The sequence below is a fragment of the Flavobacterium hiemivividum genome, assembly GCF_004349145.1.
In the GTDB taxonomy this organism is placed as follows: Bacteria; Bacteroidota; Bacteroidia; order Flavobacteriales; family Flavobacteriaceae; genus Flavobacterium; species Flavobacterium hiemivividum.
Genome location: NZ_SMFO01000001.1, coordinates 806,439 through 829,417 on the forward strand (window position 1 = coordinate 806,439; position 22,979 = coordinate 829,417).

19 protein-coding genes are annotated in these 22,979 nt (G+C 35.5%); 14 read left to right on the forward strand and 5 right to left on the reverse strand.

Translation table 11 applies throughout. The features are described from left to right. Positions 1 to 36: 36 nt before the first annotated feature. The 5 genes from E0F98_RS16005 to E0F98_RS03585 all read left to right on the forward strand — a co-directional run bounded on the left by E0F98_RS16005 (position 37) and on the right by E0F98_RS03585 (position 5,665). Entirely contained in the window at positions 37 to 186 is a 150-nt protein-coding gene (locus E0F98_RS16005; protein WP_165929274.1) for a hypothetical protein, read from the forward strand. Positions 187 to 436: 250 nt separating this feature from the next. Next, positions 437 to 2,494 (forward strand): methionine--tRNA ligase, encoded by a 2,058-nt coding sequence (metG, locus tag E0F98_RS03570; RefSeq protein ID WP_132109213.1) that lies wholly within the window; start codon positions 437 to 439, stop codon positions 2,492 to 2,494. Positions 2,495 to 2,580: 86 nt separating this feature from the next. After that, complete coding sequence (locus tag E0F98_RS03575; RefSeq protein ID WP_132109214.1) at positions 2,581 to 3,459, forward strand: DMT family transporter; 879 nt, start codon at positions 2,581 to 2,583, stop codon at positions 3,457 to 3,459. Between the two features lie 26 nt (positions 3,460 to 3,485). After that, positions 3,486 to 4,175 (forward strand): HAD family hydrolase, encoded by a 690-nt coding sequence (locus E0F98_RS03580; RefSeq protein WP_132109215.1) that lies wholly within the window; start codon positions 3,486 to 3,488, stop codon positions 4,173 to 4,175. A gap of 233 nt (positions 4,176 to 4,408) precedes the next feature. Beyond that, positions 4,409 to 5,665 carry an OmpA family protein gene (locus E0F98_RS03585; RefSeq protein WP_132109216.1) on the forward strand — a complete coding sequence of 419 codons (1,257 nt, stop codon included), beginning with the start codon at positions 4,409 to 4,411 and terminating at the stop codon, positions 5,663 to 5,665. Positions 5,666 to 6,185: 520 nt separating this feature from the next. Here the strand turns inward: E0F98_RS03585 and E0F98_RS03590 are convergent. Continuing rightward, positions 6,186 to 7,529 (reverse strand): serine hydrolase domain-containing protein, encoded by a 1,344-nt coding sequence (locus E0F98_RS03590; RefSeq protein ID WP_132109217.1) that lies wholly within the window; start codon positions 7,527 to 7,529, stop codon positions 6,186 to 6,188. A gap of 157 nt (positions 7,530 to 7,686) precedes the next feature. On the opposite strand from E0F98_RS03590, the gene E0F98_RS03595 reads away from it, so the two are divergent. The 7 genes from E0F98_RS03595 to E0F98_RS03625 all read left to right on the forward strand — a co-directional run bounded on the left by E0F98_RS03595 (position 7,687) and on the right by E0F98_RS03625 (position 12,119). Beyond that, a complete protein-coding gene (locus E0F98_RS03595) occupies positions 7,687 to 8,901 on the forward strand; it encodes an aminotransferase class V-fold PLP-dependent enzyme (RefSeq protein WP_132109218.1) in 1,215 nt (404 codons plus the stop codon). Positions 8,902 to 8,912: 11 nt separating this feature from the next. After that, positions 8,913 to 9,356, forward strand: coding sequence for a hypothetical protein (locus tag E0F98_RS03600; RefSeq protein ID WP_132109219.1), 444 nt, complete (start codon positions 8,913 to 8,915; stop codon positions 9,354 to 9,356). Next, positions 9,346 to 9,765, forward strand: coding sequence for a SufE family protein (locus tag E0F98_RS03605; RefSeq protein ID WP_132109220.1), 420 nt, complete (start codon positions 9,346 to 9,348; stop codon positions 9,763 to 9,765). Before E0F98_RS03600 ends, E0F98_RS03605 begins: the two co-directional genes overlap by 11 nt. Before the next feature lie 86 nt (positions 9,766 to 9,851). Then, complete coding sequence (locus E0F98_RS03610; protein WP_132109221.1) at positions 9,852 to 10,265, forward strand: GxxExxY protein; 414 nt, start codon at positions 9,852 to 9,854, stop codon at positions 10,263 to 10,265. Between the two features lie 67 nt (positions 10,266 to 10,332). Then, complete coding sequence (locus E0F98_RS03615) at positions 10,333 to 10,656, forward strand: SUF system Fe-S cluster assembly protein (protein ID WP_132109222.1); 324 nt, start codon at positions 10,333 to 10,335, stop codon at positions 10,654 to 10,656. A gap of 86 nt (positions 10,657 to 10,742) precedes the next feature. Beyond that, entirely contained in the window at positions 10,743 to 11,249 is a 507-nt protein-coding gene (locus tag E0F98_RS03620) for a DUF2480 family protein (protein WP_132109223.1), read from the forward strand. A 21-nt stretch (positions 11,250 to 11,270) separates the two neighbouring features. Beyond that, positions 11,271 to 12,119, forward strand: coding sequence for a DUF3078 domain-containing protein (locus tag E0F98_RS03625; RefSeq protein ID WP_132109224.1), 849 nt, complete (start codon positions 11,271 to 11,273; stop codon positions 12,117 to 12,119). 77 nt (positions 12,120 to 12,196) lie between these two features. On the opposite strand, the gene hflX is transcribed toward E0F98_RS03625, so the two are convergent. Continuing rightward, a complete protein-coding gene (gene hflX, locus E0F98_RS03630) occupies positions 12,197 to 13,441 on the reverse strand; it encodes a GTPase HflX (RefSeq protein WP_132109225.1) in 1,245 nt (414 codons plus the stop codon). A 258-nt stretch (positions 13,442 to 13,699) separates the two neighbouring features. On the opposite strand from hflX, the gene E0F98_RS03635 reads away from it, so the two are divergent. Then, positions 13,700 to 15,346 carry a DUF6377 domain-containing protein gene (locus E0F98_RS03635; RefSeq protein ID WP_132109226.1) on the forward strand — a complete coding sequence of 549 codons (1,647 nt, stop codon included), beginning with the start codon at positions 13,700 to 13,702 and terminating at the stop codon, positions 15,344 to 15,346. Positions 15,347 to 15,602: 256 nt separating this feature from the next. Continuing rightward, positions 15,603 to 17,717 (forward strand): glycoside hydrolase family 97 protein, encoded by a 2,115-nt coding sequence (locus E0F98_RS03640; RefSeq protein ID WP_132109227.1) that lies wholly within the window; start codon positions 15,603 to 15,605, stop codon positions 17,715 to 17,717. Positions 17,718 to 17,791: 74 nt separating this feature from the next. On the opposite strand, the gene E0F98_RS03645 is transcribed toward E0F98_RS03640, so the two are convergent. From E0F98_RS03645 to E0F98_RS03655, 3 genes are read right to left on the reverse strand one after another with little or no spacing between them, the layout of a single operon-like run. Further along, entirely contained in the window at positions 17,792 to 18,262 is a 471-nt protein-coding gene (locus E0F98_RS03645; protein ID WP_132109228.1) for an FKBP-type peptidyl-prolyl cis-trans isomerase, read from the reverse strand. A 57-nt stretch (positions 18,263 to 18,319) separates the two neighbouring features. Beyond that, complete coding sequence (locus E0F98_RS03650) at positions 18,320 to 19,675, reverse strand: DUF5689 domain-containing protein (RefSeq protein WP_132109229.1); 1,356 nt, start codon at positions 19,673 to 19,675, stop codon at positions 18,320 to 18,322. Between the two features lie 17 nt (positions 19,676 to 19,692). Beyond that, positions 19,693 to 22,530: a TonB-dependent receptor gene (locus tag E0F98_RS03655; protein WP_132109230.1), complete on the reverse strand. Its 2,838-nt coding sequence runs from the start codon at positions 22,528 to 22,530 to the stop codon at positions 19,693 to 19,695. Positions 22,531 to 22,979: the final 449 nt, after the last annotated feature.

A 22,979-nucleotide genomic window follows, 5' to 3' on the forward strand; every position in this document is an offset into this window, starting at 1 on the left:
ATCTGAATTCGGCCTTGTGTTTTTGAAATCAAAGTTATGAAAATTAATCTGTTTCAATACAGTAGTATTGTTTCAATAGACGGACTGGACGCCAACAGCTTGGGATTTTTAATTCTCCAACCAGCATATTCTAACTCAGAGTACTCCCGCTATATTGATCTTTCAGAAGGACGAGGAATCACATAATCAATTCACAATGCATGATATCCTTGCCGAGATTCTTCCTTCGTTAGAATGACAAGTTTGTGAAAATATATGGTGGAAATCCCAAATTCCTAGCCCCGATAATCCTGATGTTTCGGGAGAAAATCCTTTTCTTTTTTTCTTCAAAAAAGAAAAGATTGCAACGGATAGCGGGAAATTGCTTCAAATAAAAATTCTATTGCTTATTTTTGCACCGAATTCTGCATTAATTTCAGAATCTAAAATCAATTTTATGACACAGAATCCAAAAAGATATACGATTACAGCGGCATTGCCTTACACAAACGGACCAATTCACATTGGTCATTTGGCGGGAGTTTACGTGCCTTCTGATATTTATTCCCGTTACCTGAGATTGCAAGGAAGAGACGTTTTGTTTGTTTGCGGAAGCGATGAACACGGTGTTGCTATCTCGATGAAAGCAAAAAAAGAAGGTATCACGCCTCAAGAAGTGATTGACAAATACGATGGAATTATTCGAAAATCGTTTATTGACTTCGGAATTTCGTTTGATAATTACTCTCGAACTTCGGCAAAAATTCATCACGACACGGCTTCGGAGTTTTTTACAAAATTATATGAAAAAGGCGACTTCATAGAACAAGTAACCGAACAATTGTATGATGCGAAAGCGGATCAATTCCTTGCAGACCGTTTTGTAATTGGTACTTGTCCAAAATGCGGTAACGAAGAAGCATACGGAGATCAGTGCGAAAAATGTGGATCTACCTTGAACGCTACTGATTTGATTAATCCAAAATCGACTATTACAGGAGAAACTCCTATTATGAAATCGACAAAACATTGGTTTTTACCTTTGGATCGTTATGAAGATTTCTTAAAAGAGTGGATTCTTGTTGGACATAAAAACGACTGGAAACCCAATGTTTACGGACAAGTAAAATCTTGGATTGACGGCGGACTAGAACCTCGTGCGGTTACGCGTGACTTAGATTGGGGAATCGATGTTCCTGTTCCTGGCGCCGAAGGAAAAAAATTATATGTGTGGTTTGATGCGCCTATTGGATACATTTCAGCTTCGAAAGAATGGGCTGCACGCGAAGGAAAAGAGTGGGAACCATACTGGAAAGATCAAGACACGAAGTTGGTTCACTTTATAGGGAAAGACAATATCGTTTTTCACTGTATCATTTTCCCTGCGATGTTAAAAGCCGAAGGAAGCTACATTTTACCAGACAATGTGCCTGCAAACGAGTTCTTAAACTTAGAAGGAAATAAATTATCTACCTCTAAAAACTGGGCGGTTTGGCTGCACGAATATTTAGAAGAATTTCCAGGTCAGCAAGATGTTTTGCGTTATGCTTTGACATCGAATGCACCCGAAACTAAGGATAACGACTTTACTTGGAAAGATTTTCAAGCGAGAAATAACAATGAATTGGTTGCTATTTACGGTAATTTCATTAATCGTGTTGTGGTTTTAACCAATAAGTATTACAACGGAGTTGTTCCACAACCAAACGAATTATCTGAGGTTGATAAAGCGACTTTAACCGAATTAAAAGCCTATCCAGCTGTAATTTCGAGCTCTGTAGAAAGATATAGATTTAGAGAAGCACTTGGTGAATTAATGAATGTTGCTCGTCTTGGAAATAAATATTTAGCTGACGAAGAACCTTGGAAAGTAATTAAAGACAATCCAGAGCGCGTACAAACACAAATGTATGTGGCTTTGCAAATCGCAGCTGCTTTGAGTTCGCTATGTGAACCATTCTTGCCTTTTACAGCGACTAAATTATCAAGAATATTAAAACTAGAATCTCCGTTGTCTTGGACTACCATTTCAGAAACTTCAGATTTGATTGTACCGGGACACCAAATTGGGGAAGCTGAATTGCTTTTCGCCAAAATTGAAGACGAGGAAATTCAGAAACAAATAGACAAACTAGAAGCTACAAAAACAGCCAACAAAGCCGAAAATAAAGTCGTAGAGCCTCAAAAAGAAGCGATTCAGTTTGATGATTTTTCCAAAATGGATTTGCGTGTTGGAACCATCCTAGAAGCCACTAAAATGCCAAAAGCAAACAAGCTTTTGATTTTGAAAGTAGATACTGGAATTGACGTTCGTACTATTGTTTCGGGAATTGCAGAGAGCTTCAAACCCGAAGATATCATTGGTAAGAAAGTGACTGTTTTGGTGAACTTAGCACCAAGGAACCTTCGCGGAGTAGAAAGTCAAGGCATGATCTTAATGACCACAAATGCAGAAGAAAAACTGGTTTTTGTAAATCCAGATACTGATGCTGCCAATGGCGAGACAATAAATTAAGAAATAAAATTCAACATGAATTTCACTAATTTACACGAATGAATTTGTGGTAATTAGTGAAATTCGTGTTTTTAATAAAAACAAAAATGACCAATGCAAAACCTAGATTAGCATTAGCTTTTGGAATACTTTGTATTTCTATTTTTCCAATATTGGTTAAACTCTCACTTACTCCTGGGCTGATTTCTGCATTTTACAGAATGGCATTCGCAGTAGCATTGCTATTACCCTTTGTACTTATTACAAAAAAATTTACACTACCAAAAACAAATGTTTTACTCCTTGCTATTCTATGTGGAGTACTATTTGCCTCTGACGTTGCTGTTTGGAACATTGCTATACAGACATCGAGTGCCACACAGGCATCTCTATTAACTAATTTATCTCCGCTTTGGGTGGGTATTATTTCATATGTATTCCTGAAAACCAAGCCGGCTACCAACTTTTGGATAGGAACCGCTGTCGCATTATTTGGGATGGCGATGTTAGTAGGTTTTAAATTTTTCTTGGAATTGGATTTTGACACTGCTTTCCTTTTGGCCGTATTATCAGGAGTTTTGTATTCGATATATTTGTTAGTCAGTAAAAAAGTACTTTCTCAAATGGATGTACTTTCCTTTATGACAATCAGTTTACTGTCATCGACAGTATATTTAGCCGCAGTTTGTCTTTGGATGAACGAACCTTTTTCGGGCTTTTCAGATATGGGTTGGTATGTACTATTGATACAGGCCGTGGTATGCCAACTACTTGCTTGGATTTCGATAAGCTATGCTACACAACACATGCGTCCCACTCGAGTTTCACTAAGTTTACTAGGTCAAGCGGTATTAACATCAATTTTGGCGTGGTTGTTTCTAGACGAAAAGATCACATTGCATATGATTATTGGTGGTCTTATTTTACTTGTCGGAATCCGAATCACCTTTTACACCAAGACGCTTTCGATAAAAAACATTAAATAAATTCCACTTTAGCCCTAGAAAATAATATGAAAAATTTAAAAGTAATAGCTTTCGACGCAGATGACACCTTATTCATAAACGAAACCTATTTTGCTGAAACAGAAGAAAAATTTTGCAGTTTAATGAGTGATTACCTATCACATCAAGGAATTTCAAAAGAGCTTTTTAAAATCGAAATTGACAATTTAAAATTGTATGGTTATGGCATCAAAGGCTATATTCTTTCGATGATTGAAGCGGCGATGAAAATCTCAAACAACACTATCTCAATCGAAGTAATTGAACGTATTATACAGTACGGAAAAGAGTTAACAGAAAAACCTATCGTATTATTAGAAGGTGTCGAAGAAACACTACAAGCATTGCATGGAAAATATAAGTTAGTTGTTGCCACCAAAGGCGACTTATTAGACCAACGAAGAAAACTGCACAATTCTGGACTAGGGAAATATTTTCACCACATCGAGGTGATGTCAGACAAACAGGAAATTGATTACTGTGATTTGATAAAACGTTTAGAAATTGAACCTTCTGAATTTTTCATGATTGGCAACTCATTAAAATCGGATGTTTTACCAGTTCTGGCTATTGGAGGTTATGCTGCTCATATTCCGTTTCATACTACTTGGGAACACGAAAAAATTGACCACAAAATAGTGCATGAAAATTTTATGGCTCATGAAAAAATAATTGAGGTTCTAAAAAAGCTAAAATAAAACCTTTTTTCTTACTAAAAAACTGTGATTTAACTACATATCTATTAAAATAGAATACAAAATTCTGTCAAAATCAGATAAAATTTTATGAAAAACACAATCTCGCCCCACTAAACAAGGGTTATTCCCTTTTTTTTATGTAATTATCTATATTTTTTACATAATTTACTGTTCGAAATTTCTTATTAAACAAAATGTGTTACTTTTGCCTAAATTCTAAATTTAAAGAAAAAATGAAAAAAGGTATACTTACGTTGGTTTTTGCTGCGGCATTCTCTACACTTTCAGCTCAAACAGAGCCAGTACAAACAATTAATCCTGAATTTAACAAATGGTCTGTTGAATTAGCTGGAGGTTTAAACAAACCTATGAGACCTATGACTGCTGGATACAGAACTGCAGTAACAAGTGCTTATGTAGCTGATCTAGGAGTTAGATACATGTTTAACAACAAGTTTGGTTTAAAAGCTGACTTCGGATACAACAGTTTTAAAGAAGGAGAAAACTCAATCGGATTTGACTCTAAATATTACAGAGCAGATTTACAAGCAGTTGCTAACTTAGGAAGAATCATGAATTTTGAAACTTGGACTAACACACTTGGATTATTAGGTCATGCTGGTTTTGGTTTAGGTTTTGGTGAAGCTGAAAATAGCACAGGAACAGATAAAATGGGTAACTTTATGGCTGGTGTAACAGGTCAAATTAAATTATCTAACAGAATTGCATTAACTGGAGATTTCACAACAATCCTTAATGCTAAACAAAATCGTACTTTTGATGGTGCAAGCACTGTTGGAACACCTGGATTTGCAGGAGTACTTTTTAACGGAACTGTAGGTTTAACAGTTTACTTAGGTAAAAATGAAAAACATGCTGACTGGGTAACTTTAGTAGACAAAGATGTAATCGCTTTAACTGGTAGAGTTGATAATCTTGAAACTATGTTGATCGATACTGATCAAGATGGTGTTGCTGATTACTTAGACTTAGAAAAAAATACAGTTTCTGGTGTAATGGTTGATACTAAAGGAAGAGCGATTGACTTAAACAACAATAACGTTCCTGACGAATTAGAAAGCTATTTAATGGCTAACTACGTTAACAAAAATGACAAATCTGGTTCTTTCAACGACAATGAAGTAGTTAAAGGTTTAATCAATGGTGGTTATGTAGCTACTTATTTTGATTTTGACAAATCAACTCCATCTAACGTTTCTACAGAAGGTATCGATTTTATCGTAACTTACTTAAGAGCTAATCCTTCTGCATCTGTTGAAATTACAGGTCATGCTGACGAATTAGGAAACTCTGCATACAATGACAAATTGTCTAATGCAAGAGCTAACAATGTGAAAAAGATCTTAATGAAAGCTAACATTGACGCTAACAGATTAAATATTGTAGCAGCTGGTGAGGACAATTCAGTTCAAAAAGATTCTGAAATGGCTAGAAAATTAGTTAGAAAAGTAACTTACACAATCAAATAATTTATTTTTAAATTATATAAAAGCCTAAAATGGAATATTGAACTTCCATAAAGGTTTGGAAAATTTAATAAATGCTTTATATAAAATGAGCCCGATATTGTATCGGGCTCATTCTTTTTATAACTAGTTTCATTATTGTAAAATAAGCTAATTTGTTCGTTTTAGTTTCGGCTTATATCTTTGTCTTTACAATAATTCAGGTTTCATATAGATAGGTTTCTATAAATATCGCATCTTAATAATACCTATTTGACTTTTTGAAAAAACGACAATAAATAATAACTACAAACTTTTCATTCTTTCTCATTTTTGGAACGAGATAGCAATTCTAATTACTTGAGTAGTTTATTGAGATTCCTCCTCTGACGAAATGACAAACTAAATCTTAGATTATAGGCATGGAAATATCACAATAATTTCGATACTAAGATTTTACAAATCACTGCTTAACTCTCGCTTTGATATATTTTCAATCAAATATCAAATACTATTATTTCCTTTGATGGTAATTCTAAAACTATCACTTTACACTTTCGATAATTCCTTTTAAAAATGCGTTGAAATCGAAATCAGGACTTTCTTTTAAACCCATGCGTACAATGACCAAATCTAACGATGGAATAATAGCTACCATCTGTCCTTGAAACCCACTACAATAATACATATCGCGTGGAACGTCTGGGAATTTTCCGCCAGCATTTAACCAAAAATGAGCGCCGTAACCACCGTTTGAAGTAGCAGTAGGAGTTGCCACATACTTCACCCAACTTTCATCCAAAATTTGCTGCCCATTCCAATTCCCTTTGTGCAAGTACAACAACCCAAATTTGGACCAATCGCGCGTCGTTGCCCAGCCGTAGGACGATCCTACATAATTACCAGCCATATCCGTTTCGAGGATCATCGAATGCATCCCTATTTTATCAATCAATGCAGAATACCAAAAATCAAGATACTCTTGATGCGTTTTAAACTGATTTCTCAAAATGTACGACAATAAGTTAGTCGTTCCAGAAGAATAGTTCCAATGCGTATTAGATACAAATATTGACGGCTTTTCCAGTTGCACTCTTCCCATATTATTTGATTGAAAAAGCATTTTTGTAGCATCACAAATTGTACTGTAATTCTCTTCCCACTCGAGTCCAGAATTCATATGAAGCAGATCATTAGTGGTAATCCTTTTGCGCTTATCATTCCGCCACTCTACTATTGGCGCCGACTTATAAATATCATACTTTCCTTGTTTTTCAAGAACTCCAAACATTGTCGCTGTAATACTTTTAGTCATGGACCAGCCCAGAATTTTGCTGTCTTTGTTAAAACCAGTATCATATTTCTCGGCAATAATTTGGTCCTTGTGTATGACTATTACAGAACGTGTTCTTTTGTCTTTTTTTCCTGCTTTATCAAAAGCATTGGCCACAGCCGCATTTAATTTCGAATAGTCAACTGAACTCAAAACAGTATCTTTCTGATCTAGCTTACCATAAGGGAAAGGCAAATCAGAAATGAATTTGGTTCTAGTAGGAACCTCATATGCTACGGATGTATCAAAATCAGAGTCTATCAAAGTAACACCGAGTCCTTCTCGATAAATCGCTTTTCGTTCTTTCAATCCATAAACCGAAGCCGTCGCAAATTGACCGTTTTCGTCAATTTTATTTGTAGCCAAATCAATCATCTTAATATCGTTATCGCCTTTTTCAATCGCCTCCATCGAACGATGATCGATGAAATGTCCCGAGGCCATACTTTTGGCCGAAAAACCGGAAATCAAGTCTAACTTAGTATAAGTAATAGATCCGTAATAAATGATTCCTATTAAAGCGGCAAAACCTATGAGTTTGAAGAATTTTTTCATTTGACAAATATTTACTGCAATTTAACAAAATATCTAATCACTAGACCGATATTATATTTTGATGCTAGCATAAGAAACAAACATAAAAAACAGCAAATTAGCAGCAGAAACAATTTGGATTTTAGTACTTTTGTATTTAGAACTTTTCTAAATAATTATGCTAGATATTCAAAAAATAAGAGCCGATTTTCCTATACTTTCACAAAAAGTGAACGGAAAACCTTTAATTTATTTCGACAACGGAGCCACATCACAGAAACCGCAAGTTGTGATTGATGCGATTTCAAAATACTATCAGAAAATCAATGCCAATATACATCGCGGAGTACATACTTTGAGCCAGTTAGCGACTGATGCGTATGAAATTTCTCGTGGGAAAATTCAAAATCATATTAACGCCAAACATTCTCATGAAGTACTATTTACTTCAGGAACTACTTTCGGAATCAATTTAGTTGCGAACGGATTTGCTGCTATTTTAAAACCAGGTGACGAAGTGTTGGTTTCGGCATTAGAACACCATAGTAACATTGTGCCTTGGCAAATGCTGTGTGAGAAAACCGGAGCCGTTCTTAAAGTCATTCCCATGAATGAAAAAGGGGAATTAATCATGGCAGAATTCGATAAATTACTTTCGAAAAAGACTAAAATCGTTACCACAAATCATATTTCGAATGCGTTAGGGACTATCAACCCAATCAAGTACATGATTGATCAAGCGCATGCTGTGGGAGCTGCTATTTTAATTGATGGAGCCCAAGCAGTTCCCCATTTAAAGCCAGACGTTCAAGATTTAGATTGTGACTTTTATGTTTTTTCAGGACATAAAATGTGCGGACCAACTGGAGTGGGAATTTTATACGGAAAAGAGGATTGGTTGAATAAACTTCCTCCTTATCAAGGTGGTGGCGAAATGATCAAAGAGGTGACTTTCGAAAAAACAACTTATGCGGAACTACCTCATAAATTTGAAGCGGGAACGCCAAATATTGCCGGCGGAATCGTTTTAGGAACTGCAATAGATTATATGAATGGGGTTGGTTTTGAAAATATTCAAAAACAAGAGTTGGAATTATTGAAGTACGGAACCAAGCGATTATTGGAAATTGAAGGTTTGAAAATTTTTGGTACATCACAAGAAAAAACTTCCGTAATTTCGTTTAATATCAAAGGCATTCATCCGTACGACATTGGCACCATAATTGACAAATTAGGAATAGCGGTTAGAACTGGGCATCATTGCGCGCAACCGATTATGAATTATTTCGAAATTCCAGGAACAATACGAGCATCATTTTCTTTTTACAATACCAAAGAAGAAATTGACGTAATGGTTGAAGCTGTAAAAAGAGCCACTCTAATGTTATCTTAAGTTTATAAACGATGAGAATACTATCTTTAATATTATTGACTATTTTTCTTGGAAAAAGCTGTGCAAGTCAAAACAAGCAGGACTTAGAATCGGCAGTTATTGAGTACACCGTAAATTCAAGAGGTTTTTACCAAAAAATAACGGTTCAAAATCAAATGGTCACAATTTCAAAAGATAGGAGCGGAAATGACAAAGTCTTGACTACAAAAATAGAAGAGCAAGATTGGGAACAATTAGTAAATTGTTTCAAAAAAGTGGAATTGGATAGCTTGTCAAAACTGAAAGCACCAACCGAAAAACGCTTTTATGATGGTGCGGCAATTGCTAATTTTAAAATCATTTATAAAGACATAACTTATGAAACGACTAGTTTTGATCATGGTTTTCCACCAAAAGAGATTAAAAAATTCGTAAATAAAATAAATTCATTTGCAAAACAAAACGATGAAAATTAAAGAAATACAAGACGAAATAGTAGACGAATTCTCCATGTTTGATGACTGGATGGAGCGATATGAATACATCATCGAATTAGGAAAAAAACTTCCATTAATTAAAGAAGAATTCAAGACCGAAAACAATTTGATAAAAGGCTGCCAATCGAAAGTGTGGTTGCAGGGACAGCAAAACGATGATAAAGTAGTCTTCACTGCCGACAGCGACGCAATTTTGACCAAAGGAATTATCGCCATATTGATCCGGACTTTTTCAAATCAAACAGCATCAGATATCCTAGAATCTAATATGGATTTTATCGACGAAATAGGGCTAAAAGAACATTTATCCCCCACTCGCGCAAACGGGCTAGTATCAATGATCAAGAATATTAAAATGTATGCTTTGGCATTCAACTCGCAAAACTAAAAATATTTTTTTTTTACCATATAAGTAATTGAAGTACATTTAAGTAGAATTTTATTTAAAATAAAACCTATCAATGAACTACTAGTATGATTACGAAAAAAGAGTTGAAAGATATAGTTTACAGAGTAAATGGTGCAGCGATTGAAGTACACAAACACTTGGGGCCTGGTCTTTTAGAAAGCATTTATCATAAATGCATGATTAAAGAGTTATCGTTACGGAATATTAAATTCCAATCAGAATTAACCATCCCTATTGAGTACAAGGGTTTAGAATTAGAATCTGATTTAAGATGTGATTTATTTATTGAAGACTGTTTGGTTCTTGAACTTAAAGCCTTAGATAAAATAGCTCCAATTCATGTCGCCAAATTGATGACTTATATGAATCTTTTAGAAGCTCCAATGGGATTAATGATAAACTTTAACGTGACAAACATTTTTCACGAAGGTCAAAAAACATACGTCGGTGATTATTATAGATGCCTAGACGAAGATTAATTAATATTTAACTTAAATGAACTTATATCACTTATATGGTTCAAAGATTAAAATAAAACTAAAAATTATGACACAAGAAATAGACACAAACGAATTAGGAGAAGCAATCGTAAAAAAATTAAAAACAATTTACGACCCTGAAATCCCTGTAGATATTTATGAATTAGGATTAATCTACGATGTAATGGTGAATACTGATTATGAAGTTAAAATCTTGATGACACTTACCTCTCCTAACTGCCCCGTTGCAGAAAGTTTACCTAGAGAAGTAGAAGAAAAAGTAAAATCCATCGAGCATGTAAAGGACGCTGAAGTGGAAATTACTTTCGATCCACCTTGGAGTAAAGACTTAATGAGCGAAGAAGCTAAATTAGAATTAGGAATGCTTTAATGATAGTATGCAGTAGTCAGTTTTTTAGTATTCGGTTATTAGCTGAACACTAAAAAACTGAACACTGATAACTGAACACTAACATAATGGAAGAAATAATTAATAAAGTAGCAAATAGTGCACTAGAAGTATTCGATTTAGAAGATTACTATCCAAAAGGCATTCGCTCTCAGCTTGACATTTCACAATGGCTCTTGGAAGGATTTTTATTGAAGGAAAAAGACTTTAGGGAACATCTTAAAAATTACGATTGGACGCAGTACCAAGATCAGTTTGTGGCCATCAACTGCAGCACAGACGCCATTGTTCCGGCATGGGCTTCTATCTTAGTTACAATCCAACTGGCTCCTTTCGCTAAGAAAGTGGTAAATGGAAACATTGACGATTTAAATGCCGCTTTGTATGAAGAGTTACTAGCTAAAATTGACTATTCGGCTTATGCCAATAAATCAATTATTATAAAAGGCTGTTCTCAAAAACCAGTACCAATGCGTGCTTATGTACTAGCTGCTCAAAATTTACAACCCTTCGCACGTAGCATTATGTATGGCGAAGCTTGTTCAGCAGTTCCCTTATACAAAGCAAAAAAATAGTATCAATTAAAATATTGGATCATGAAAAAATCAATACTTTCTATCGTATTTATTTTAGCTGTGTTTTTTGGAAATGCTCAGGAAACTCCAATAGACACTACTAAAGTTTGGACAAAAAACGGAAATATCTCTTTGCTTTTCAACCAATCAGCGTATAATAAGCAGTGGCTAGGCGGCGGAACTTCGAACATAGCTGGAAATTTTGGCATAAACTATGACTTCAACTATAAAAAAGGTGATGTCGTTTGGGATAATAAATTTATCTTGGCTTATGGTTTAACTAAAATAAAAGGAGCTGAGATGTCAGCAAAAACCGATGATCGTTTGGAATTGAATTCTCTTTGGGGAAAAAAAGCTCGCGGTGACTGGTACTACTCTATATTTTTCAATTTCAAAACGCAGATGGATTCTGGTTATGATAAAGACAACCAGAAGATTTCTCATTTTTTCTCTCCAGCCTATACCCAATTTGGACCTGGAATGTTATGGAAAAAAAGCAATAATCTGAGTGTGAATTTTTCTCCTGCTACTGCAAAATTGATTTTGGTGCACAATCACTTTACTGATCTTGGTCCGTCATTTGGTGTTTTACAAGGCGATAATTCTCGATTTGAATTTGGCGCCAGCATTTCTGGATACTATAAATTTAATGTGATGGCAAATGTATCCATTGAGAATCGACTGAATTTATATTCTAACTATCTAGATAATCCGCAAAATGTCGATATCGACTACCAAATGAATCTGGTGATGAAAATAAACAAGTATCTATCGGCAAATGTAGCTGTACAAGCTATTTATGATGACAATTCAGTAAAAGCTGTTCAGGTAAGAGAAATATTTGGAATAGGAGTGAATTACGGTTTCTAAATAAAATTTCAGTATACGAAAAATCCCTTTTGAAAATTATTCAAAAGGGATTTCTTATTTTAAACTAAAAACAAAACTTATTCGTTTTCTTCTTTATCTTCTTTCTCCACGGCATCTTTATAATCAGGATATAAAAACTTATTATAAGGAAAACGAGTAATGTGTATGTGTCTTACCGCTTCGTAAACGCGTTCTCTAAACTCTTCAAAATTTTCTTTGTTTGTAGCCGAAATGAACAAGGCATTATCCTCACCTACTCGGCTCATCCATGTGGACTTCCACTCTTCAAGCGTATTGTGTCTTGGAGTTTTCTCCGTCATTAAATCGTCCTCATCAATGGTCAAATGCTTGTAGGCATCAATTTTATTAAAGACCATAATAACTGGTTTGTCATTTGCTTTTATATCCATTAATGTTTGATTCACTGACGCAATATGGTCTTCAAATTCCGGATGCGAAATATCAACAACATGTAATAACAGATCAGCTTCACGAACCTCATCCAGCGTACTCTTAAAAGAATCTACTAATTGTGTAGGTAATTTTCGAATGAAACCTACTGTATCTGAAAGCAAGAAAGGCAGGTTTTTAATAACTACTTTTCGAACTGTAGTGTCCAAAGTAGCAAAAAGCTTGTTTTCGACAAAAACATCACTTTTACCGACAGCATTCATCAAAGTTGATTTTCCCACGTTAGTATAACCCACCAAAGCTACACGAACCATAGCGCCGCGATTACCACGTTGCGTGCCCATTTGCTTGTCAATTGCTTTGATTTTATCTTTCAATAAGGCAATTCTATCACGCACAATACGTCTGTCTGTTTCGATTTCTGTCTCTCCAGGTCCACGCATTCCAATTCCCCCTTTTTGACGTTCTAAGTGAGTCCACATTCCAGAAAGTCTAGGCAATAAGTATTGGCATTGTGCTAATTCTACTTGCGTTCTGGCATAGGAAGTCTCGGCTCTTTGTGCAAATATATCCAGGATAAGGTGTGTCCTGTCCAGAATTTTACATTCTACTATAATTTTGGAAATATTCTTTTGCTGTGAAGGAGTCAATTCATCATCAAAAATCAATGTTGAAATCTCATTCTCTTTTACATATGAGTGAATTTCTTCTATTTTACCTGTTCCTACAAAAGTTTTTGGATTAGGTCGTTCCATTTTTTGTGTAAAACGCTTCACCACTTCACCACCTGCTGTAAAAGTTAGAAACTCTAATTCGTCAAGATATTCATTAAGTTTCTCTTCACTTTGATTTTGAGTTACAATCCCAACAATGGCTGTTTTTTCGAAATTTATTACTTCTTTTTCTAACATATCTTTGTATAAGCTACAAATTTAATGATTTGCACGCTACTTATGGAATTTATGTCTTTATAAAAACCAAAAGCCGTGAAAAATGATAGTTTTTTACAGCTTAAAACCAGTAATCGATTTTTTTTTAGCTACTAAAAGTTTTGAAAACTATTGGTTGTTATTGGTTATAACCAAAAAACAGCATTCTTTATTTAGTAATAGGAAGTAGTAATTCCTATGTATTTTTATTTAATTTTACGCGACTATAATTCTCTTTTAATGATTCGATTTTTACCATTCTTCTTCATTCTGTTTTTTCCAGCGCTGCTTTTGGCTCAAGAAAATTCAGCGGCTTTACTGAAGGAAATAGATCAAACGATTGAGAATCACCAATTCTATTCGAACCAAAAAGAGCATACAATTGATTCCCTAAAACAGCTTTTAAAACCCACATCGAGTGATCTTCAAAAACAGGAATTGTATGACCAGCTATACGAAGAATACCGAGTTTATAAATCTGATTCTGCTTTAGTTTTTGCTCGAAAAAGTATGCAAATCGCTGTGAGACTAAAGGATTCCAAAAGGAGCGATCAAGCCGCGCTTAAGCTTGCTTCGATAATGGGAACTTTAGGCATGTACAAAGAAGCAACTGACATTCTAGCAAAAAACCAAGGCAATAGCTCTCCAGATTTAAGAGGTTCGTATTACGCTGTTAATCGAATGCTTTATAGTTACATGTATGATTATGCAACCTCTGCCTATGAAAAAGAAAAATATGCTGCCTTAACTCAAAAGTACCGTGACTCCACGCTTTCGTATATGCCTAAAAATGCTAGACAGCATATTATCATTCAGGCGGAGCAATTAATTAAAAATAAGCAAGAGGATCAATCGTTGCGTCAACTTCTTAGCATTTTCCCTACTATTTCTCTTTCTGATCCGGATCGAGCCGTTTTTGCTTACATCATTTCTAACATCTATCATGAGAAAAAAGACCGCGAAGAAGAAAAAAAATGGTTAGCCATTTCTGCAATTTCTGATTTGAAGTTGGCCAAAAAAGAAAATATTTCGCTGCGAAACCTAGCTTTTTTACTATATGAAGAAGGTGATATCGACAGAGCTTACAAATACTTGCAACGCTCCTTAGAAGACGCGCTCTTTTGCAATGCACGGTTAAGGACCTACGAAATTTCTAAAATGATGCCTATCATCAGTGAAGCTTATGAACATCAGAATCACAAGAACCAAAAACAACTTTGGTTATTTCTTATAAGCTTAAGTTTATTGACTATAATCTTATTAATTGTACTGATTTTGCTTTTTAAGCAAATGAAAAAATTAAAGATTGCCCAAAAGGATTTAAACTACGCAAATTCACAATTGACTGAGCTTAATGTTGTTTTACAAACCATCAATTTACAACTTAAGGAGACGAATAGTTCACTTACAGAAACCAACCTCGTAAAAGAAATCTACATTGGTAAATACATGGATCAATGTTCTGATTATATTGGAAAATTAGAAGGCTATCGCCGAAAATTGAATGTGATGGCAACCGCTGGCAAAATGAATAACCTCATCAGTGCCATTAAATCAAAACAGTTTATAGAAGCCGAATTAAAAGAGTTTTACACCAATTTTGACACTACTTTTTTACTGCTCTTTCCTAACTTCATCACTGAATTTGAATCTTTGCTGATTGATACCGAATTAACTCAGCTGAAAGAAGGAGAACTCCTCAACACCGAATTAAGAATCGTAGCACTAATTCGTTTGGGGATTAAGGACAGTGCTAAAATAGCAGTTTTTCTTCGCTATTCTGTTTCCACTATTTATAATTATAGATCCCAAATTAAAAATAAATCCGCAGGACCCCGCGAGGAATTTGAGGCAAATGTGATGCGAATAGGAACTGGAATTAAGTAACGAGACCTTAATTGCAAACGTACATTTAGCATCTAAAACTGATTAATAGATCTGTTTTTCGAATAAAAACACCCTACTTTTTTTTATTCTAAAATAACTATAATTAATTCATAATCAGTATATTACACTTTTAAAATACGTACAGAATCTACTTTTTAAAAATTACAAAAACTTTCAAGCGACAAAGGATATATATTTACGATATCGAAGTTCCCTATGAACTACAAAAAACATTAATAATTAATTTATTCGAAAAATGAAACATTTAATTTTAACGTGCTTTTTCTGTCTTACTTTATTTAGCGGTGCCCAAGCACAACAATTAAAGTCGCCAAATAAAGCTTTTACAATGGACTTTTCGTTGCAAAATGACGGAACTCCTACCTATGCTTTAAAATACAAAAACAAAGAAGTGATTAAAACCAGTAAGCTTGGTTTAGTACTTAAAAATGACCAAAAATCACTATTAAATGATTTCACGATAGTAGATACAAAAACCGCCACTTTCGACGAAAATTGGAAACCTGTTTGGGGTGAAGTAGCCGAAATACGCAACCATTATAATGAACTTGCTGTTACTTTAAACCAAAAAGGAACAGACAGACAGATCGTAATTCGTTTTCGTTTATTTGACGAAGGTCTTGGTTTCCGTTATGAATTTCCAACTCAAAAGAACCTGACTTATTTTGTAATCAAAGAAGAAAGAACGCAATTTGCGATGACAGGTGATCATACCGCATTTTGGATTCCTGGAGATTACGATACTCAAGAATATGATTTTACGACTTCAAAATTATCTGAAATTAGAGGCTTAAATGAGAAAGCTAGAACAGCTAATGTATCTCAAACTTCGTTTTCTACAACGGGAGTTCAAACTTCTTTGATGATGAAATCTACTGACGGATTGTACATCAATCTTCATGAAGCGGCATTAATCGATTATTCCTGCATGCACTTGAATCTAGATGACAAAAATATGATCTTCGAATCTTGGTTAACTCCAGATGCAATTGGAGACAAAGGTTACATGCAAGCGCCAAATAGTTCTCCTTGGCGTACTATTATGGTAAGCGACGATGCTAGAGATATTTTGGCTTCAAAAATGACATTGAACTTAAACGAACCTTCAAAAATTGAAGACACTTCTTGGATAAAACCGGTTAAATATATTGGTGTTTGGTGGGAAATGATTACTGGTAAAAGTTCTTGGTCGTACACTAATGAATATCCATCTGTACAACTTGGAATAACTGATTATTCGAAAGCAAAACCAAATGGCACACATGGAGCGACAACTGCTAATGTCAAAAAATATATTGATTTTGCTGCTCTACATGGTTTTGACGCTGTCTTAGTAGAGGGTTGGAATCAAGGTTGGGAAGACTGGTTTGGTCATTCTAAAGATTATGTTTTTGACTTTGTAACTCCCTATCCTGATTTTGATGTAAAAGGTATTCAGGAATATGCTAAATCTAAAGGGGTTAAAATGATGATGCACCATGAGACTTCTGGGTCAATACGCAACTACGAACGCCACATGGACAAAGCCTACCAATTCATGAATGACAATGGCTACACGTCAGTAAAAAGTGGATATGTAGGGAATATTTTACCACAAGGTGAAAATCATTACAATCAATGGGTTGTAAACCATTATCAGTATGCAATAGAAAAGGCTGCCGACTATAAAATTATGGTTAATGCGCACGAGGCTGTGCGTCCTACTGGAATTTCAAGAACTTATCCCAACTTAATTGGGAATGAATCAGCTAGAGGAACGGAATACCAATCTTTTGGTGGTTCTAAACCCAACCACGTTACCTTATTGCCTTTTACAAGATTAATTGGTGGGCCAATGGATTATACGCCTGGAATTTTCGAAATGGATCTAAGTAAATTAAATCCTGACAATGGATCACATGTAAATAGTACGATTGCAAACCAGTTGGCTTTGTATGTTACTATGTACAGTCCGTTACAAATGGCGGCTGATTTACCGGAGAATTACAATCGCTTTCTAGATGCTTTCCAATTCATCAAAGATGTAGCGATCGATTGGAGCGACAGCAAATATCTAGAAGCGGAGCCTGGACAATATATCACCGTGGCTCGTAAAGCAAAAGGAACCAACAACTGGTTTGTAGGGAATGTAAATGGTGAAACGTCTCGTACTTCGAATATCAAATTTGATTTCTTGGAAAAAGGAAAGAAATATACTGCTACAATCTATGCTGATGCAAAAGATGCGCATTATAAAACGAATCCGCAAGCCTATACTATTCGCACAGTTACAGTAACTAGTAAGTCTAAACTATCTCAATTGAGTGTTCCAGGCGGAGGTTATGCCATTAGTATTATTGAACGCAAATAATACTTACTTTATAAAAACAGAAAGGCTGTCTAAGAATTTAGACAGCCTTTTCTATTTTAAAATATAACCTTAAACTAGTTTACTTTGATCAATTTAACATCAAAAACAAGTACTGAACCTCCTGGAATTCCTTTGTAATTAAAACTTCCATATCCTAAGTGAGAAGGTACTAAAAGAATACCGCTACCACCTTCTTTAAAATAAGGAATTCCTTCTGTCCATCCTCTAATTACTTGTTGCAAACCAAAAGTAATTCCGTTTGCATCACTTTGATCAAATACATTACCATTTGTATAATATCCTTTGTAAGCTACCGTTACATTTGATTTTGCTGTTGGTTTCGCACCTTCACCGGCTACATCAACCACATAATACAAACCAGAATCGCTTTTTATAGCGGTCAGATTATTTTTGGCAATATATGCCGTAATATCTTTTTCATTTTGAACTGTATAATCAACGGGTTGAGTTTCTACATCTGTATTCATATCTGGAAAACATGAAACGAACAATAAAGAAACAACTGCTAAAAAAATAGATTTCATAATTTAATTTATTTAGCCGCAAATATAATGAAATTCAACAATTACGATTTATAAAAATTATTTATCTCCATAAACCTGCACATCATCCACCTGAAAAGCTCCGTCTAAAGCCAGATTCCTTCCAGAGCCCGTATATCTGAAAGCGATATTAATTTTTCCAGTATAAGAAGACAAGTCCACGCCCCCAGAACCCACAAATTGATACCAAGGTGTAGCCTGTTTTGGCAAGATTACTTTTAGTGGAATCCAAGTTGCCTTAGTCACGTTTAAGCCATCAAAATTATTGGAGACAAAAACTTCCAATGAATTCAACGGAGAATCTACATCTAGATGATGTTGGGCTGTTCTAAAAGTCAGTATTTCATTAGTATGTGCATCCATATCAATTTTAGGCGAAATCAACCAAGCGATATTTGACAGAACTTTAGCTCCTGTAGTATTAAACTCGGCATAACCATTGCCAGAATAGACGGTTCCTTTCCAGAAAATCGTACCACTCTGAACGATATTTGCCCAACCGGGCAGACTTAAATTCGTTTTATCGACTACGGTTTGGAAATCTTGCGCGAAGAAAGGAGATTTTCTTGCGTCTGTCATCGCTACATCTTTTTCAGAACGAGCGAGTAACTGATAGTCTGTACCAAATTTAGTCAAAACCCCACGCACTTTTCCGCTTCCGCCGGGAACCATGCTTTGGGCAAAGTCAGCATAACTACTGGTTCTAAAAAGTACCTGATTCCCAAACTTATCTATTAAACTCCAATTCGTCGCGCCACCCACATTATTTGTTTCTTCAAAATAATGTCTACCAAGAGCTGACTCCGTAAACTGAACATCAGACAATTCGACCAAGGTATTTAAATTAGAATCAGAAACTAATTCTGGAATCGAAAGCGACCGAACCAAAAAACTTTCAGCTAAAGTTGTACAGGAAGCGTTTAGCACGTTTTTATAATCGTTTTGCGAGAGCCGACCCACAGCACCTTCGTTATAGGAATTGACATAAATACCTCCGATGCGCAGACTTCCATAATTAATATCGGTATGTTGGTTTTTTAGTTTTACATACACTTTGTTTCCCACTCTAAAATCAACATAGGTATTACTAACATCTACAGGAACACTAAATCCTATTGCTGGAATAGTTTCGGTTGCTAGAGTTTGAAAAGAAATAGTTTTAAAAAAATTGCCGTTTTCATCACTGGAAACCACGTAGGCTTCAATAATATCGTCAAATGTATATTGTGAAACGATGGCACCGGCATTAGCATGAACTTCCGCTACCGTTTTACTAGTCGTAAAATCAGGCTGCGTACATTGCAGTTTTGGTATCTCTACTACATCATTTGCACAGCTCGAAAAAATAGCAATACTTACAAACATAAAAAGGAAACTATAGAAAGTAGATTTCATAATACGTGTTTTTATCGTTAAAAATTAAAATTGAGATTGACGAAATACGTTCTGCCGTAGCCGTAGAAATATTTATTACCAAAAGAGGGAGTTCCACTAGAAACATCCTGATCGAGTTGTCTAAAGTTGGCGTTTCTTGCTTGTTCATAACCGCCCGTTTTATAGGTAGTATCGAGTAGATTATTGGCACTCACAAAAAGTCCTAAATTTTTCCCGTTGATTCGCCATGATTTTCCTCCAATAAGGTTGAGCAGCACCACCGGATCAAATCTTTCCTGCTTCAACAACTCCCTTGCTCGCTCTTCTGTAGCTTCTGGAAAAGGAAACCCACTAGCGGGATTGATATAAAAACCATTTGTTCTTGCTATTGGTGAAACGTCAATATAATTATCAGCCAGATAGTTAATATTAATTCCTATCCACCAATATTTAGGGTCACGGTAATCAATACCAAATCCGTATGCCTGTTGTGGATTGCCGGCTTGTTTGTAGTTTTTTAAAAGTGCCTTTCCAAAATCGAATGTGGGCTTAGTGTTTTCTACTGACGCTAATGCATCATTATTGATACTCACATTCGGATTACTATCATAAGTAAACTCACCATAACCAGCAGAAACACTTGTTTTAATGGTACTGGTCAATTGGTATTCAAAACTAAATTCCCCACCAATGTTTTTCCGATCGAAATGCGTTAGCGTTTGACTTACAAAAGCATTGGTATTCGTGTATCCCGCACCATTATCAAAAATACCCTCTGCATAGAAAAAGGAAGTTTTAGTAGCATTTTTTATGGTCGAATAATAAGCGGTCAACCGCGCTTTTAACTTTGGTAAACGAAAAACATAAGTCGCATCAAGGCTATTTATAGTTTCGCTTTGTAATCCGTCTGTAATAGAATTGTTCAAGCGAGAATTGGGAAATGTATTTCTAATTGTAGGTGCTTTTGTCAAATGCGCTCCGTTGAAATTCACTGATTGCTTGCCTGATATTTTATAAAGAACACCGCCTTTAAAGCCAAAATTCTCAAAGCCCACTTTCTGGCTTTTGCCAAAGGAAATCGATTCATAAATTCCGTTTTTGTACAAGCCCTCTCTTTGATAATTCGTAGCGGAGAACGCCTGCGCCAAATAAAAATCGACGCGGTCATAGGCAAATTTAAACTGGCTAAAAGCCTCAAAAATAGTCGCTGTGTACTTGTAATTATAACCGTAAGCATCTCCTACAACTACCTGTCTGTTTGGATTATTTAAATCCGATTGTGCTTGATCGCCGCCATAGAAACCATCAATATCTTCAAAATAGGCACCACCTAGCAGGTCCAAAAGCTTCTGGTAATTGTGTGATTTCAAATCCTTAAAAGATCCGCCCACGTTCAAAATCAGATTTTCATTTAGCTGTGTATTGAAATTAGAAGAAGCTACCATGGTTTTATCATCTGTGCGGTCTTCGTATAAAACATAGTGACTTTTGGCCGCTTCATAGCCCGTAACATTTCCATTCAAATCTAAAATTGGAATTTGATTGGCTTTATACATGGCATCCCAATCAATTTGCGGATTTGCCAAAAACTGGATTCGGCTTTTCTCCGCATTTTCAAAATCAGGTGTAAAAGCACCCGAATATTCTCCTTCGTCACTGCCGTACATCGAACTGTAATAACTAGGTAATTTTCTAAAATAAGTAGGGTCGGGACTGTTCGCATTTTGATAATCGAGGTTACTGTTCCCTATTTTCCCAAACTGATACATCACACTAGAGTTCAGATTGCTGTGATCGTTTATTTTAAAATAATGATTGAGCATCAAGATGGGTTCTTCGATGTTTTTTTCTCTGGCGTTTCTTTGCTTGCCGTTTTGGTATCCCCAATAAGAATTGTAGTTTTTGCTGGTTAGTTCAGTAACCTCAGCGGTATTTGGTGAATTCTTACCACGACTGTTTGGCGTATAAAAACCGGTGAAATTTAGGGAATGACTGTCGGTTAACCTCTTCTCGACACTCAGAAACAGTGAATTCGCATCGTAGGTTGTTCCTTCAAAATGCCCTTCTTGCGCGTATCTTTTTCCAGCTGACACTACGAAGGCCCAGCCGCTGCTACTCATTCCTGAAGCAAAGGTTCCCATGACGCGTCCTCTATAATTTGTGTTTGTCCCAGAAATGGTGATTCTGGTTCCTGTCCTATAAATGGAAGCACGGGTGTTAATTTCTTGAGTTCCTAAAATCCCGCCAAAAGCATAATCAGATGGAGCAGTGCCTATGGTAAATTCCTGATTTCGGGTGGCATCATTTAGTCCGCCCCAATTGCTCCATTGTGGTCTCCCATCATACACTTTGTTCATAGAAACTCCATTAATCATGGTAGTCGCATTCTCACTGTCTAATCCCCGAATTCGGAAACGTGCCTGTCCCCAATTAAAAGCTGCGGCTTGTTGAAAGGCATCTTTTGAAGACTGCAGCAATCCCGAGGTGCTCTCGGAACCGCTATTATCATCTGTTAAATCATTTTCAAAAAGTCGAATTAAGCTTAGTTGCTGGTCTGAAATTTCATCTTCTTCTAGCATTATAGTACCTAGATCGAGAAGTTCTCCTGCTTCGATTGTTACCGGAATTAAGGCGTCTTTATAACCTTGACTGCGAAAAAGCAGCAGTTGGTCTCCACCGGAATTCTCCTCAAAACTGAATTTTCCATCAGCTGCAGTGAGCTGCATGGCATTTGTATTCTGAATTGAAACCGTCACAAAAGCTAAAGGCAGCTGTGTTTTGGCATCCAACACAATTCCCAGAATTCCCGTTTTATTTTGCGCGAAAGTAAATCCTAATTGAAAAACAAGAAAAACAGTCAGTAAAGCTTTTTTCATAATCCCATTTGTTTTATAGTGCAGCAATGGATTCCCAAAACTGATTTGGGAACTTATAATTTTATATAAATAGGATTGGTTTTACTTCCGAGCACATAAAAATATCCATAATTGGATACCGCTTCGGCGATAAAAAAAGATGTTTTTGGAAATTTAGTCTAAAACCAAGAAAAATAAAGTTGAAAGCAGTTTTTAAGAGTGGTATTAAAAAAGCTGTAAAACATTTAAAACCTGTAGTTTAACAGTATAAATATACTTAAATATTTAACATAAATGATAATTTCTAATGTAATAATTTATATATCAGAAAGTTAAGCGCTAAATACATTAGAGATTTTTATTTTCACCAAATAAAAAAAATCATTGTAGACGGATTCCATGTCCAAAACTGACCTGCTTTTTGTGTGAATTTTGTTGCCGTAATTAAAACCACAAAACGCTATAAAATA